This is a genomic window from Francisella philomiragia subsp. philomiragia ATCC 25015 (assembly GCF_000156715.1).
Lineage (GTDB): Bacteria > Pseudomonadota > Gammaproteobacteria > Francisellales > Francisellaceae > Francisella > Francisella philomiragia.
In genome coordinates, this window is the sequence record NZ_DS999316.1 from 18,270 (window position 1) to 34,263 (window position 15,994).

Here is a 15,994-nt window from a genome sequence, read left to right on the forward strand (position 1 = left end):
TAAAATAATACAGGAGAATTTTCATGGGAAAAATTATAGGAATAGATTTAGGAACTACTAACTCTTGTCTTGCTATTATGGATGGTAAGACTGCTAAAGTTATTGAAAATGCTGAAGGACATAGAACAACTCCTTCAGTTGTGGCATATACTGATAATGGTGAAATATTAGTAGGTCAGGCAGCTAAAAGACAAGCTGTAACTAACCCTGATAATACATTCTTTGCTATCAAAAGATTGATTGGTCGTAAATACGATGATAAGGCTGTACAAGAAGATATTAAGAAGAAAGTACCTTATGCGGTAGTTAAAGCTGATAATGGTGACGCTTGGGTTGCTACTAAAGAAGGCAAAAAGATGGCTCCACCACAAGTTTCTGCAGAAGTTCTAAGAAAAATGAAGAAAACAGCAGAAGATTATCTAGGTGAACCAGTTACAGAAGCTGTAATTACAGTGCCAGCATACTTTAACGATAGTCAAAGACAAGCTACAAAAGATGCTGGTAAAATAGCAGGTCTTGAAGTAAAAAGAATTATTAACGAGCCTACAGCTGCTGCGCTAGCGTATGGTGTAGATTCTAAGAAAGGTGAGCAAACTGTAGCGGTATATGACCTAGGTGGTGGTACATTCGATATTTCAATTATTGAGATTGCTGATGTCGATGGTGATAACCAAATTGAAGTATTATCAACAAATGGTGATACTTTCTTGGGTGGTGAAGACTTTGACGTTGCCTTAATGAACTACTTAATTGATGAGTTTAAAAAAGAGCAAGGTATAGATCTTCACAATGATAAGCTTGCTTTACAAAGAGTAAGAGAAGCTGCTGAAAAAGCTAAGGTAGAATTATCTTCAGCTCAACAAACTGATGTTAACTTACCTTACATTACAGCAGATGCTACTGGACCTAAGCACTTAAATATTAAAGTAACTAGAGCTAAGTTTGAGTCTTTAGTTTCTGATCTTGTAATGAGATCTTTAGAGCCTTGTAAAAAAGCTCTTGAAGATGCTGGTTTAAGTAAATCTGATATAACAGAAGTACTACTGGTTGGTGGACAAACTCGTATGCCTCTAGTACAAGAGAAAGTAAAAGAGTTCTTTGGTAAAGAGCCACGTAAAGATGTAAACCCTGATGAGGCAGTTGCAGTTGGTGCTGCTATTCAAGGTGGTGTACTAGCTGGCGATGTAAAAGATGTACTTTTACTTGATGTAACTCCACTTTCTCTAGGTATTGAGACTATGGGTGGTGTTATGACTAAGCTTATTGAGAGAAATACGACTATTCCTACTAAGAAGTCGCAAGTATTCTCTACTGCTGAAGATAACCAACCTGCGGTAACTATACATGTACTTCAAGGTGAGCGTGAAATGGCTTCTGCAAACAAATCTTTAGGTAGATTTGACTTAGCAGATATTCCACCAGCACCACGTGGTATGCCACAGATTGAAGTAACTTTTGATATAGATGCAAATGGTATCTTAAATGTATCAGCTAAAGATAAAGCTACTGGTAAAGAGCAAAATATTGTGATTAAGTCTTCAAGTGGGTTATCTGAAGATGATATCGAAAAAATGGTACAAGATGCTGAAGCTAATGCTGAATCAGATAAAAAGTTCCATGAATTAGTATCTGCGAGAAATACAGCAGATAACCTAATCCATAGTTCTAGAAAGGCTATAGCTGAGTTAGGCGATAAAGTATCTGCAGAAGAGAAAGAGAAAGTAGAGGAAGCTTGTAAAGATTTAGAGTCAGTAGTAAAAGGTGATGATAAAGATGCTATTGATGCTAAGACTAAGGCTTTAGAAGAAGTTTTCTCACCAATCGCACAAAAAGCATATGCTGAACAAGCTCAAGCTGCTGGCGCTCAAGGTGGTGCACAAGCTGAAGAGCCAAAGAAAGATGATGATGTGGTAGATGCTGATTTTGAAGATGTTGAAGACAATAAAAAATAAATAAAATCTAAATAAGTCAACAAAGTGTGGTTTATCCACACTTTCCTTTTTGTTATAATAGTCTGTCCAAAATTTTTAGGTTAGGTAAAATGCAACAGAAATGCTATTATGAAATTTTAAATGTATCTAAAACAGCTTCGGGTGTTGAAATCAAAAGAGCTTACAGAAAGCTTGCTATGAAATACCATCCAGATCGCAATCCCGATGATAAAGAAGCAGAAATAAAATTCAAAGAGATCTCAGAAGCTTATGAAATACTAAGTGATGATGGTAAAAGATCTAGATATGATCAGTTTGGTCATGCTGGAGTTAATCAGCAAGGTGGCGCTGGGAGTGCTGGCGGCTTTGGAGGTTTTGAGGATATTTTTGACACATTCTTTGGCGGCGGGGCCTCACGTGGATCAAATAGATCTAGAGCATCTAGAGGTAGTGATCTAGAATATACTATCGATATTTCTTTAGAAGAGGCTTTTTTTGGCGTTGAAAAAGAGATAAATATACCAAGAATGGAATCTTGTGATAGTTGTGATGGTACAGGCTCTAAGTCAAAAACTAAAACTACATGTCATGCTTGTCATGGACAAGGAACAATTAGAAGACAGCAAGGTTTCTTTGCTTTTGAACAAACTTGCCCTGTATGTAATGGTACAGGTTCAAGTATTGCTGATCCTTGTGATGATTGCTATGGTAGTGGCAAAATTAAGAAACAAAAAACTATCAAAGTTAAGATACCAGAAGGTGTTGATAATGGTGATAGAATTAGGCTACAAGGCGAGGGTGATTCGGGCTCTAATGGAGCTATGAATGGTGACTTATATATCCAAATTCTGGTTAAAGAGCATAAAATCTTTGAAAGAAGAGATATGAACCTATATTGTGAAATGCCTATAAGTTTTACTAAGGCTTGCTTAGGTGGAGAGATAAAAGTTCCAACTCTTGATGGCGAGGTTGTGCTCAAAGTTGTACCAGAAACTCAGACTGGTAAAGTATTTCGCTTAAGAGAAAGAGGAATGAAGTCTCTTAGAGGGCAAAGAAGAGGGGATCTCCTTTGTAAAGTAGTCGTTGAAACTCCTATTAATCTAAACTCTGAACAGAAAGAACTATTAGAAAAGTTTGCAGATAGTTTAGGTGAAGATTATCAAAGTAAACATTCACCTAAGAGTAAAACTTGGTTTGATAATGTCAAAGATTATGCCAAGAAATTTTTTGAGTAAATATTTCTATTAGCTAAACAAATCTATTTCTACTATAGTGGCAGCCAATTATGAAAGTTAACTTGTTTTAGTCATCTACAGGTAATTAGCCAAAATCGATTGATTAAAAGATTTTAGAGAAAATTATTTGAAAATACTAAGCATGTACAATTTCTGTTGAAGCATAGTATGTAGTACCATCTGCAAGTACTTTAATTTCTAGGTTATATTTTTCGCCAGCTTTACCTTTACCATGATTTTTGCGACAATCAATTCTAACAATGTCCCAATCGCGTGCATCACCTATAAATATTTGATTTTTTCCTGGTTCATCGATTGTTTTGCTACCATAGTCAATGACACTACAGTTAGTTATTGCAGAACCTGAGATTATAACGTTGTAATAACTTTGATGTTCTATATTCGTTGGAAGGGTGCCTGATTTATTGAAGTTTATATCTTGGATATCTGGAGCTTTTTTGTCAATATAGAGCTCTGTCGTTTTATCATTACTACCAAAGTGGGTACAAGCAACAAGCGATATTAAAAAAGGAGATATTATAAATAGTTTTTTCATTATGATTTTAGGTTAATTCTTTTTAGTTATGATATATTAGATTTTTGATTATAGTCAAATATAATTTTGAGAGTTTTATTAAAAGTTTGGAGTAAAAGCCATAGATCTTTTGTGATGACTACGATTATGCCAAAAGTTTATTCTCTCAAGAGCTTTGGCTGAGACTTCTTTACCATCTAAAAAGTTATCAATTTCTTGATATGTGACACCCATTTCATCTTCATCAGTTTGACCTTGCCATAGACCAGCAGATGGAGCTTTATCTATAATATTTTGCGGCACTTTGAGATACTTGCCCATTTCAAAGACTTGTGATTTCTTTAGATTAACAAGGGGTAGTATATCTGCTGCACCATCGCCAAATTTTGTGAAATAACCCATATACCATTCGCAGGCATTATCTGTGCCTATTACAATTCTGTTATTTTGTTGAGCATAGGCATATAGATACATCATCCTAAGACGAGCTTGAGCATTACCTTTGATGACATGTTGGCGGTCATTTTGTGAGTTTGTAAAATTAAGAGTTGACTCTATAAATGTATCATAAGCAGGTTGTATTGGAACAATATGATGCTCTATATCAAGATTTTTAATGAGCTCTAGTCCATCTTTCATATCTTGATCTTGATTATTTTTTGATGGTAGTATTAGTGCTGTTGTAGGTAATCCAGTTTTAACCGCTAAAGATGCAGCTACTGCTGAATCTATGCCACCACTAATACCAATAACAAAACCTTCTGCAGGATAGTTTATACAAATTTTTTTTAACCATTCTATTAATTTTTTAGAATACTCTTCTGCAATAAAATTTTTTATTATTTTCATATTAGATTGCCTTTAACTAAGATTTTAATTTTGAGAGATTTTATCATAACAACAAATTATTACTAAGATAATCTGTCTAGGCTATTGAAAGATGACTACTTATCAAAAGCAGGATGATCGTAGTGAGGATCTATATAGTTATCAACATTATAGCCAGCACCTAGTGCTTGATATAGATTGACAATACTTATCAAAGATTTTAGCTTTGCTTGATTTGCCTGCATTTGTTGATAAAGAACATTAAGAGTAATACCTGTATACTGTGCTTTGCTAATAGCACCGGAACTATACTTTTTAGAAAATATACTTTCTTGCTTTTCTGTTGATTTCAGAGATATTGTTTGTTTTATATAATTTTTTTCATTTGCTGATCTTTCTGATAAGGTATCATCAACATCTTGAAAGACTTGTTGTAGTGTATTTATATAATCATAGTAAGCTTGGTAGAACTGTGCTTTTGCTTTGTCACTATCTGCAAGAATGCTCATATTAAATATTGGTACTGCAGCTACAGCTTGAGCAGCCCATGCCCAAGCATTCATTGTAGCAAGCTCTCCAAGAGCAAGGGTTGCGTTTCCAAAAGCGCCTGTCAAATCGATACTTGGGAAGAATTGAGATCGGGCTAAGCCTATATTTGCATTAGCAGTTTGTAGTTTATATTCAGCAATAGCTACATCAGGTCTATTCTCTAATACTTGAGAAGGCATATTTACAGGTACTTTAATATCAGCATTTATCTCATTAAGTGTTCTTGTTGTTACTATCTTGCCAGGATTTCTACCCATTAGTATTTTGAGAGTATTTTGGAAATGAACTATATCATTCTTGATCATAGCTACTTTTCCTTTTTGAGCTTCAAGCTGTTGTCTGATAACCTCTTCTAACATTGGAGATGTTGCTCCAAGTTTATGCTGATTTTCAGCATAATAGAAAAGTAACTGAAGTTGATTAACCATTTGAGTTTGTAACTTTAATTGTTCTTGAGCAGTAATTAGCGAGAAATATGCAGCACTAACCTGACTTATGATTGATAGTCTAGTAGTATTTTTAAGGTTGACCTGCATTTTTTTACTTAATCTAGAAATTTCCCCTAACTTAAATTGCCTAGCAATATTTATTGTATAACTAGGGATGATACCTACTAAAGAACCACTTGCAGTTTGGGTACCAACATTATTAAGTTGAGGTATGCTTGAATTTGAATTAATATCAAAAGCTTGAGCTACGAACCCACCACCTCCAACGCTTGCTGTAGGTAACCAACCATAGTTGGCTTTATTTATTTCAGCATTAGCTTGGAGGATATTTCCTATAGAGACTTGTAACTTATTGTTATCTTTTAATGCTGTGGTTATAAGGTTATTTAATACTGGATCGTGAAATTCTCTCCACCATGCAATCTTTGTAAGATTCCAGTTTTTCGTTATTCCAGTATTTTTATCTTGGCTATTCCAAAGAGCTGGTGTTTTAACTTCAGGTTTCTCATATTTTGGATCGAAAAAACTACAACTAGATATTAAGAATGTCGTTGTAATCAATACTGATGAAATAATTTTATTTTTAATCATAGTAGTCACCCTATAAAGTATCTACTTTTACTGTTGCACTGGCGCCAACCCTCAAAGGATACTTAGGGTCATTTTTTAGTACTATTTTCACTGGAAAGCGTTGTGTAACTTTAACCCAGTTACCAGTAGCATTTTCAGGTGGCAGCAGAGAAAATACCGAACCAGTTGCATAGCTAATACTATTTACTGTACCTGTATATGTATGGCTATACATATCTAGCTCAATTTTTACTGATTGTCCTGGTTTGATTCTATCAAGATCAGTTTCTTTAAAGTTGGCATCTATCCACCACGTTTTGTTATCAATGAAACCGAATAATGGTTGTCCAGTAGAAACGAGTTGCCCTTTATATATTTTTAGGTTTGAAACATAACCATCGTCAGGAGCAATAAGAGTTGTATAACTTAGATTTAGGCTAGCATTATCGTATCCGACTTTTGTAGCACCAACTTGAGCTTTTGCTATTTCAACTTGTACAAGAGCTTGTTTAAGAGATGAATATGCCTCATCCTTAGCTTTTTCTGCTTGTATTTTCTGATTTATGTATTTTTGAGCATCTTGTAGAGAGCCGGCATCTTCTTTATATAGTTTTATATATCTATCAGCCATGCTTGTAGCTGTATCAAGAGATGATTGAGCTTTAGTAAGATTAGATTTTGCAACACTTACTTGCTCTTGGGCTACAGCTAATTGGCCTTTAGCTTGAATAATTTTCGCATTTGCATTTGCAACTTGTAATTGATAGTCTTTAGGATCTATTTGTACTAGCTTATCACCTTTATGTACGTACTGGTTGTTTTGTACATAAACCTTTTCAATATAGCCACCAACTTTAGGTGATATGTTAATTACGTCAGCATTTACATATGCATTATCGGTATTCGGAAAAACTTTATTATATTTATAGTATCCATAGATACTAAGTGCTGTTAAAGTAATTATACCTAGTCCAATAGCTATCTTCTTAGTTGAAAATTTAGACTCTTTTTTCACATTTTGTTCTTGCTTTTCTTCTGGTATTTGAGTATTGAGTGTTTTTTCTTCTGACATCTTAAATTATTCCTATAATAAAATTAATGCATTGCTGGAACAGCAGCGTCTTTAGGAGGTTCTTTTAATAAAAATGGTACTATAGCTAATAAGAGGCTAAGAATACCTACAACATAAAAAGAGTTAATGTAGCTTAATAAACTGCTTTGATGCAGTACTTGTTGTTTTGCTATAGCTATGGCTTCAGTATTATTTGCGATCGGTAATGTATTAGTCCAAGCTTGAAAGCTATTATTCATATATGAAATATTTTGTGATAATTCTTGATATGTAGTTTGTTGATTTCTTGAGATAAAAGTTGCCACAAATGCAGTACCTACAGAGCTACCAAAATTCCTGAAAAAATTAAAAGAACCTGACATATCTCCCATATCTTCATCAGCTACTCCAACGACAAGTACACTCATAAAAGGAACAAAAAACATCATCATTCCAAGTCCCTGAATAGCAGTCGTTAAGACTATGTCAAACTCACTTGCTGTTGGTGAGAAGCTTGCTTGCATTAGACAAGAAGCTCCAAATGTAAGCATTCCTAAGCTGATAGTAGTTCTAACACCTAGTTTTTTTACTAAGAAGTTTTGAGTTATTACAGCACCAAAAATTGCGGCAACTCCTCTAGGAGCAGTAATATAACCTGCTAAATCAACAGGATAACCATATACTTGTTGTAGCATTGTTGGTAAGTATGCCATAGCAGCAGAAAACAATAACACAAACATAAAACATAAAAAACATGCTAGGATAAAATTGAAATTTTTAAATATTCTAAACTTTACTACAGAAGAATATATTAAACCTCTCCAGATAAAAAATCCTAGCGAAACAATAGATATACTCAAAAGTATAATCATTTCTATAGAAGAGAACCAGCCATTAGTATTTCCATTATCAATAAAAAGTTCTAGACATCCAACACCAATAGCCATAAAGCCAAAACTGATATAGTCTATTTTGATTTTTTTAATTTTAGTTGCATCCATCATGAAGAAAATGATCACAAAAGCAACTATACAAAGAGGTACGTTTACATAGAAGATCCATTCCCATGACATATTTTCACAAATAGCACCACCGAGTACAGGTCCAATAATAGGACCCATAACGATAACCATGCTATATACAGTCATCATTTTATTGTATTCTTCATTTCTGAAATTTGTAGAGATATATGTTTGAGCTACTGATGGCAAAAATGCTCCACCCATACCTTGAAAAGCTCTAAATACAATCATTTCTGCTAGAGATGTCGATAAACCACACATTACAGATGATATACCAAAAATTACGGATGAGACTAAAGCAACCCTTTTTATACCATACTTTTCTATAATCAATCCTGATAGTAGTATGAAAATTGCAGCCGTGACAATATATACTGTAGTTACATCGGCAATAGTTTCAACATTCGCACCAATAGCACCCATAATTTGAGGAATAGCAACTGCTACGATTGTTAAATCAACAATTTCAGCTAATGCTAGCAAACTTATTGCTAATGCAACTATTGTTCTTTTTTGACTCCAAAAGCCAATTTTTGTTGTACTATTAGATTGCATAATTTATATATTTTATAATCAAACCACAGCTAATATACTATAGTTTTTAGCTATGGTATTAAGAAATTTAATTCTAGAGTTTATTTAATTGTAGAATTATTGCACAATTATACTAATGTATTGTAGCATTATATGGACAATAAATATTGAAAAACGGCCAAAATGTTGTTGATGTTGAAATATTAAATTATAGTCAGTGGCTTGATGGCCCATCAATAATTGCTGTAAAAGGTGGAAATACCCCTGATAGCGAAAATAAGATAAGCAATCAAGAAACTGACTGGCATTATCATTCTCGAGGTAAAATATTTTGTATTGAGTCGGGACTTGTACATGTGAGTACTCCTGATGGGTCATGGGTACTTCCATCTAACAGGGCTGGATGGATTCCCCCAAATACATCTCATAAAATTCGTATAAGTGGATTAGTAACTGGTTGGGTTATTTTTATATTGCCAAGTTTATGTGAAGAAATGCCTAAAAGTTCGAGAGTAATTCCGATGAGTGAGGTACTTAGAGCACTTGCTCTTAGAGCGACAGAATGGGATAAACAACAAAAGCTAACATCAGATCAAGAAAATATCGCGAAAATTATATGTAATGAAATTAGCTCTGCTCCAGAAGAGGCTCTTCATTTACCAATGCCAAAAACTGATAGAGTTATAAAAGTTGCTAATGCAATTATTGATAATCCATCAATAACAACAAGTCTCGAGCAATGGGCCTCATTTGGAGCGATGTCAGCTAGAACTCTAAGAAGAATTTTCTTGTCTGAAACAGGTCTTAGTTTTTCGCGTTGGCGTCAGCAAGCTCAGTTAGCACGCGGGCTTGACATGTTGTCTAAAGATATATCTGTTACTAAAGTCTCTGATTCGCTTGGGTATGCATCTCCAAGTAATTTTATAGCGATGTTTCGCAAAGCTTTTGGTAAAACACCAAAACAATATTTTTCTAGCGAGAATTAATGAGAGTTTTATAAAAAATCTTTTTTTAACTTTTTAATATCTATTTTACCAGTATTGTTTTTAGGTAAAGTTTCAACAAAAATACAAGATTTTGGAACTTTGTAACTAACTAATTTTTCTTTACAATACTGAATAATATCATCTTCAGTGGCTTTAAATCCTTTTTCTAAGGAAATAAACGCAATAGCTCTTTCACCAGAAGCTTTAGAATTAACTCCTGTAACAGCTACTTCTTTTACATAGTCTAGTTTAAGTATACATATTTCAACTTCACGAGGGTAAACATTAAATCCTGACACAATAATCATATTTTTTAGTCTATCAGATATAGTTAGGCGTCCTTTTTTATCTATGTATCCTATATCACCTGTTTTTAACCAACCATCATCAGTAAAGTATAGTTCATTATTTTGTTTATCATTCCAGAAACCATGGCATCTTTGAGGACCCTTAAGCCAAATTTCTCCCTCTTTATAACATTCATTAATTTCCTGTTGAGTTTCAATATCTCGAATACTAAGATCTGTGCCAGGGATGGGATAGCCACAAGTGCCAAAATAGTCATCTTCTGATTCATTAAATTTATTTAAAGCAATAGCAGGGGACATTTCTGTCATACCGTATCCTTCTTTAAGTTCTACACCTGTCCTATCTAACCAGTGTAAATATATTTTACGAGAAATAGGCATACCACCACTTAAAGAGTATTGATATCTGGTTTTATTTATCTTTTCAAAATCAGGATGCTCTAGCATTGCCATATAAAGAGTATTAAGACCATTAAAAATAGTAAATTCATTTTTTGACATTGTTTTTATTAGATCTTTTATGTCTCTAGCATTAGGAATCAAAACGTTTTTTGCTCCAGCAAAGAAAAAACATAATAAGTTCGCACTCAAAGAGAATATATGATAAAGAGGTAAGGCTGTTATTATGACCTGATCAGACATGTCCATATCATGCCTTACCCATGCCCATACTTGTTGAATGTTTGAGGCAAGATTATTGTGCGTTAATATAGCTCCTTTGGGTTTGCCAGTAGTACCACTTGAGTATTGTAAACATAATATATCTTCTTTATCTATTTCAGGTTTTTTGTATAGTTTTTTATCAGCTTTAATAACTTTGCTAAATGATATAAAAATATTTTTATTGTATTTAGGTTTATCTTTTATTAAATTTTTGGTTACAAAGCCGATAATCTGTTTCTTTGGAAATGGATATAAATCAGCAATATTTGTAACAATAACATTTTCTAGCGAGTTAATATTTACTTTGGCTTTTTGTATATGATGAGCAAACATATCTAATACAATTGCTGCTTTAATATCACAGTTATTAAAGATTGATTCAAGTTCATCAGCAGTATATAAAGGGTTGGTATTGACAAAAATAGCACCAATCTTAATGCAGGCGAATAAGCAAACAGTAAATTGTAAGCAATTAGGTAGGATAATGGCTACTCTATCGCCTTTTTTAATATTCAAATCATTTTGTAAGAAACTCGCTACTTTTGTAGCTAAATCATCAAGTTCACAAAATGTTAAATTTACATCGTGGCACGAAACTGCATCTCTATATGGAAATTGTATAATTGATTTTTCGTAGAGATCTAAAATTGTATATTGATTTTCTTGAATATCAGCAGGAGTATATTCTGGATAGTTTGATATCCAAGTTTTGTTAGAAAATGTACTCATAGTAAATAAAATTTCTCATGACTAATAGTTATTCTAGCAAAAAAACAACGTATTGAAATAATTTTAAGATATTAAATTCATTAAGGAGTATAGGTTTAGAGTATTTATAGTTATTTAGATTTGATTACTACACTAGGGGCATCTGCTCTATGATCATCAATAACTTCTATTCTTTTTATGTATCTGTTAAGAATAGGTGTCAAAATAACCATTATGATAGTGACTATCAATATAGATATTGCAACATAACCAAATACTGATGTGTAAGTATCTAAACTTTGTTGACTTGTTATAGTATCATCAAATAAAGGTAGTGCTATAAATGAACCTATATATGATGCTAGATAAGAAGCAACCATTGTCGCAAGGAACCAGAATCCCATCACAAAACCTGATATAGCTGCTGGACACAGTTCAGCAACCATAGCCAATCCTAATCCAGATATTAATAATTCTCCTAAAGATGAGCTAGCATATGTCAGAACTAACCAATATCCAGAGATAATCCCATCCGTAGCAAAATATTTTGTGCAATATAGTATTGCATATGACACAAACATAAGAGCAATGCCTATACTAAATTTAGTTGCATGTGTCATTTTGCTCTTTTTGTACAAAATCGCAAGTACAGGAGATAGTATCATCAACCATAGAGGGTTTAAAAGTTGGTATTGCGCTGCAGGAATATGCCATCCAAATAGAGATAAATCCACATTATGCAGTGCAAAAAATGTTAGAGTTGTTGGCATTTGGAAATACAATGCATAGAAGAAAATTGCTTCAATAATTAGTACCAAAGCGACTAGCATTCTATTTCTTTCGTAAGGCTTAAGTTTTAGAGCTATTTCTAAAAAATAAATTGTAGCTAATACAACTACAATAGCAGTAATTGAAATACATAGTCCAGTATTAGGAAGTATATTTGCTATAAGTAATATTAAAATAATGCTTGCGACTATTACGTATGATAATTTTGTGATACTTAAAGGTTTTTTACTTGCTTCTGAACCTAAATTCTCAAGCTGTCTGTAAAACATTACAAAGCCAACTATGCCAATAAGTAAGCCGATGCCACAAATCACAAATGCTTCAACGTATCCATAAGTTTGAGATATTACAGGGGTTAAAGCCATGCATAAAAGACCACCCATGTTGATAGCTAGGTAGTAAAGAGTCATTGCACTATTTAGACGGCCATCTCCTTTATCAAACATCTTAGATATTAAAGAAGAAGGATTTGCTTTGAATAGTGAATTACCGACAATGATACCAGCAAATATGTAATATATAGATTTTTCATTGGCAAAAATAAAACTTAGATATGATATACAAAGAATTATTGCTCCAATTAATATTGTACGCTTGGTTCCGAGAACTTTATCGCCAATAATACCACCTACCCATATAAAGCCATAGGTAAAAGCAAAGAAAGAACCCATTAGATAAATAGTTTCTAGTTCACTAAGATGTAATTGCTGTGTGAAATACAAAGCAATAATTGCTTGGAAGCCATAAAATCCAAATCTTTCCCAGAATTCAATGGCCCAAACTATCCAAAAAGGACGAGATAGGGTATGATAATTTTTGTCCATGAATATTCTTCCTGAAAATTAACAGTATTAAGATACTTAATTAAAGCATTACAATAGGCGTTTTGCAATAATTATATGTTGAGTAAATTTACTATTTGACAAAGTTAATTATTGCAAGGATATTTATAGGAGCAGTCTCTGCTTTGAGTATTCTTTTGCCTAAATTTATAGTATTGAAATCTTTGGTTTTAAATAGTTCCATTTCCTTATTACTAAAACCACCTTCTGGACCTATAAAAATATTAAATTTGTCATGAGTTTTTATAAGATTTTCAAAATTTTCAGGTGTATTTGAATATGGGCAAAGAGCTATATTTATATGGCTATTTGATAGATGTATACTATTGATTTCAATGGGATAATGAATTTTAGGTATAAATACTCTTCCACATTGCTCTGCAGCAGCGATAGCTATTTTATTCCAGCGTTCTAATTTTTTATCAAATCCTTTTTTGTCAAATTTGTGGTTTGTGTATTCTGTTATGATAGGATAAATATTATTTACACCAAGTTCTGTAGCTTTTTGTACAATAAATTCAAAATTTTCATTTTTTATAATTGCTTGATAGATATTTACAATATATTTATTTTCATTATGTATTTCTTTTTTTTCTATTACTTCTAACAATATGCTTTTATTGTTTATATCAATTATTTGTGTTTTATATTGAAAGCCGTCATTATTATTAAATAATTCTATAAAATCAGATTTTTTAAGTCTAAGTACATTTTTGAAGTAGTTATAATATTCACCACTTATCGATAGTTCTGTTGTCTTGACTGAAATATCTGCAAAAAAACCTCGAATAGTTCTCATAAAATTAAAATTTGATAAAATACTGTTTCTTATTATAAATTTATAATCATTTAAAAAGTAGGGTATATTTATGAGTATTTTAAATAAAAGTTTTTTGACTAATCTTGTTGCTGCAATATTAGCGATATTAGGATGGTATTTTGCTGAGCAGCATATTAAAAATATTGGGTTTTACGCGCTATCAGGGGCATTGACAAACTGGATAGCGATATATATGCTTTTTGAGAAAATTCCTTTTCTCTATGGCTCCGGAATAATTCCCAATAAATTTGAAAGCTTTAAAAAAGCGATAAAAAAGATGATTATGGAGCAGTTTTTCTCTCAAGAAAATCTTAATAAGTTTCTCAGTAATGATGATATAAAGAGATATATTGCAAATAATATAGCTACAAAAATAGATTACAATAAAATTTTTGATAGTTTTGTTGAGATGCTAATGAGTAGTAAGTATGGCTCAATGATTGAAATGTTTTTGGGTGGTAAAGAGGGATTAGAAGGGCTACGTAAGCCATTTATTAGTAAACTTGATGCTAAAGTTATTGAGCTTTTGGATAATCTAAATATAGATACTAATAATATTTCTGAAAAAGCATCAGAAAAAATAGAAAGTCTTATAGATAGTAGACTAGATGAACTAACGCCTATGATGGTAAAAGAAATAATACAACGAATAATTCGTGAGCATTTAGGATGGCTAGTTGTATGGGGCGGGGTTTTTGGAGGACTAATTGGATTAGTTGCTAGTTTTATTGCTTAGCAACCAATAGTGATTGAATACTACTTGTTGGCATAGTTTTTTCTTTTTTCTCTATTTGTTTATTTTTATGTTTCTCTTTTTGGAGATTTTCTAATAACCACGGTTTTAATTGAGAAAATATATGCACTAAAGCATCATTTGTCATTTTAGCATATTCATCAGGGGTTATATTTTCAGTATCAAATTTGTGATGATACTTTATAGTTTTTATTTTTGTATATCCGGTTTTTTCATTTTTTAAGTAAAAAGTAATATAAAAAAAGAATTGTTTGTTATCTAAGTCAAGTATAGGACCATAAGTAGTAGTACCAGACAATGTAAACTCTTGTCTAATATTAATATCTTGGAATGCAAGGTTATTAACAATGTTATTATCTAGAATATATTCAAATGTAGCAACAGTTAGCATTTTTGATACTGGTAAAGCCCATTCACTATTTTTGAAAGTATACAAACGATTACCTTTAACATAAAACATTTGTGTAGATTTAGAAGCTTGAGTTTGGATATTGTATATAAGTAAGGTTGTACTAATATCCGCATTTTTAGTATCAGGAAGCTTATTAGCTTCTATCTGTTGATTGTATATTACATACTGTTTTTTAGTGGGTACCTCTAAAGGATCTCCAAATATAGAAAAAGCAAATAATTGAAAAGGTAGAAGTATTACAGTAAATAAAATTATATATTTTTTCATTATTCTAGTCCTCGTCGTTATGAGTCACGCCTCTAACAATTGTTGATGGATCATAATCAAGTATGCTTATCACTCTGTTAAGTCGACTAAATGTTTCCTGACCCTCTAACATAGTGTCATTAAAATTCATAAGAGTTCTGTTAAAGTATATTGATGAGTTACTTAAATTATACAATAGAATATTTAAGCTATCAGCAAACTCATTAAATCTTTGAATGTTTTCTTGAGACATCATTTTATTAAATTTACCAGAAATTTCTTCGAGAGAGCCTGCAATCCCATTTACTTTATTCAAAATAGTTTCAAGTTGTGAAGGTTTTGATCTTATTTCTGCTATTTTGCCTTTTCTTAAATCTATTAAGTCTAAGCTAGTATTTTTTTCTGAAATATCTAAAGAGAGCTCAACTTTAGATTGACCTGTAATACCTACGCTTTGTAAAGTTGCTACTGTCTGCTTATATATTGGAATTTGACTATTTATTTTCATATAAACACTAACAAGTTTGGGATTTTCCTTATTTATTGAAATATCAGATACTTTACCAATATTAAAACCTTTGTATGAGACATCAGAGCCTACATTTAGACCAGAAATGCTCTTAAAATTCGTAACGAATGTAGTGGTATCTTGGTTTTTGAATCCTCCTGATAGGAAAAAACCTATAAATACCATTACAAATACCATAAAAATTACGAATAGTCCTGCAATTAGGTTTTTTATACTATTTTCATTCATTATAA

At 32.2% G+C, this 15,994-nt stretch carries 14 protein-coding genes; 4 read left to right on the top strand and 10 right to left on the bottom strand.

The window, feature by feature from the left end:
- The first annotated feature begins 23 nt into the window (after nt 1–23).
- Together dnaK and dnaJ are read left to right on the top strand one after the other, a co-directional pair.
- Nucleotides 24–1,952, top strand: a complete 1,929-nt coding sequence (gene dnaK, locus FTPG_RS05450) for a molecular chaperone DnaK (RefSeq protein ID WP_004287426.1) — start codon at nt 24–26, stop codon at nt 1,950–1,952.
- A gap of 89 nt (nt 1,953–2,041) precedes the next feature.
- On the top strand, nt 2,042–3,166 hold the full coding sequence (gene dnaJ, locus FTPG_RS05455; RefSeq protein WP_035722482.1) for a molecular chaperone DnaJ: 1,125 nt from the start codon (nt 2,042–2,044) through the stop codon (nt 3,164–3,166).
- Nucleotides 3,167–3,302: 136 nt separating this feature from the next.
- On the opposite strand, the gene FTPG_RS05460 is transcribed toward dnaJ, so the two are convergent.
- The 5 genes from FTPG_RS05460 to FTPG_RS05480 all read right to left on the bottom strand — a co-directional run bounded on the left by FTPG_RS05460 (nt 3,303) and on the right by FTPG_RS05480 (nt 8,725).
- Nucleotides 3,303–3,722, bottom strand: a complete 420-nt coding sequence (locus FTPG_RS05460) for a hypothetical protein (RefSeq protein WP_004287428.1) — start codon at nt 3,720–3,722, stop codon at nt 3,303–3,305.
- Nucleotides 3,723–3,800: 78 nt separating this feature from the next.
- On the bottom strand, nt 3,801–4,550 hold the full coding sequence (gene nadE / locus FTPG_RS05465; protein ID WP_004287429.1) for an NAD(+) synthase: 750 nt from the start codon (nt 4,548–4,550) through the stop codon (nt 3,801–3,803).
- Between the two features lie 95 nt (nt 4,551–4,645).
- Complete coding sequence (locus FTPG_RS05470) at nt 4,646–6,118, bottom strand: TolC family protein (RefSeq protein ID WP_004287430.1); 1,473 nt, start codon at nt 6,116–6,118, stop codon at nt 4,646–4,648.
- Nucleotides 6,119–6,128: 10 nt separating this feature from the next.
- Nucleotides 6,129–7,169: an HlyD family secretion protein gene (locus tag FTPG_RS05475; protein WP_004287431.1), complete on the bottom strand. Its 1,041-nt coding sequence runs from the start codon at nt 7,167–7,169 to the stop codon at nt 6,129–6,131.
- Between the two features lie 23 nt (nt 7,170–7,192).
- The gene (locus tag FTPG_RS05480) at nt 7,193–8,725 is read right to left on the bottom strand and encodes an MDR family MFS transporter (RefSeq protein ID WP_004287432.1); all 1,533 of its coding nucleotides are present in this window, start codon (nt 8,723–8,725) and stop codon (nt 7,193–7,195) included.
- Nucleotides 8,726–8,871: 146 nt separating this feature from the next.
- Between FTPG_RS05480 and FTPG_RS05485 the strand changes: the two genes are divergently transcribed.
- A complete protein-coding gene (locus FTPG_RS05485; RefSeq protein WP_004287433.1) occupies nt 8,872–9,690 on the top strand; it encodes an AraC family transcriptional regulator in 819 nt (272 codons plus the stop codon).
- A gap of 8 nt (nt 9,691–9,698) precedes the next feature.
- Here the strand turns inward: FTPG_RS05485 and FTPG_RS05490 are convergent, their stop codons facing one another.
- The 3 genes from FTPG_RS05490 to FTPG_RS05500 all read right to left on the bottom strand — a co-directional run bounded on the left by FTPG_RS05490 (nt 9,699) and on the right by FTPG_RS05500 (nt 13,799).
- The gene (locus FTPG_RS05490) at nt 9,699–11,390 is read right to left on the bottom strand and encodes a long-chain-fatty-acid--CoA ligase (protein WP_004287434.1); all 1,692 of its coding nucleotides are present in this window, start codon (nt 11,388–11,390) and stop codon (nt 9,699–9,701) included.
- Nucleotides 11,391–11,500: 110 nt separating this feature from the next.
- On the bottom strand, nt 11,501–12,982 hold the full coding sequence (locus FTPG_RS05495) for an oligopeptide:H+ symporter (RefSeq protein WP_004287435.1): 1,482 nt from the start codon (nt 12,980–12,982) through the stop codon (nt 11,501–11,503).
- Between the two features lie 91 nt (nt 12,983–13,073).
- Nucleotides 13,074–13,799: a 16S rRNA (uracil(1498)-N(3))-methyltransferase gene (locus FTPG_RS05500; protein WP_004287436.1), complete on the bottom strand. Its 726-nt coding sequence runs from the start codon at nt 13,797–13,799 to the stop codon at nt 13,074–13,076.
- A 70-nt stretch (nt 13,800–13,869) separates the two neighbouring features.
- Between FTPG_RS05500 and FTPG_RS05505 the strand changes: the two genes are divergently transcribed.
- Complete coding sequence (locus tag FTPG_RS05505; protein ID WP_004287437.1) at nt 13,870–14,556, top strand: DUF445 domain-containing protein; 687 nt, start codon at nt 13,870–13,872, stop codon at nt 14,554–14,556.
- On the opposite strand, the gene FTPG_RS05510 is transcribed toward FTPG_RS05505, so the two are convergent.
- Both FTPG_RS05510 and FTPG_RS05515 read right to left on the bottom strand, forming a co-directional pair.
- On the bottom strand, nt 14,546–15,253 hold the full coding sequence (locus FTPG_RS05510) for a hypothetical protein (protein ID WP_004287438.1): 708 nt from the start codon (nt 15,251–15,253) through the stop codon (nt 14,546–14,548). The two genes, FTPG_RS05505 and FTPG_RS05510, sit on opposite strands and share 11 nt — an antisense overlap.
- A 4-nt stretch (nt 15,254–15,257) precedes the next feature.
- A complete protein-coding gene (locus tag FTPG_RS05515; RefSeq protein ID WP_004287439.1) occupies nt 15,258–15,989 on the bottom strand; it encodes an MlaD family protein in 732 nt (243 codons plus the stop codon).
- Nucleotides 15,990–15,994: the final 5 nt, after the last annotated feature.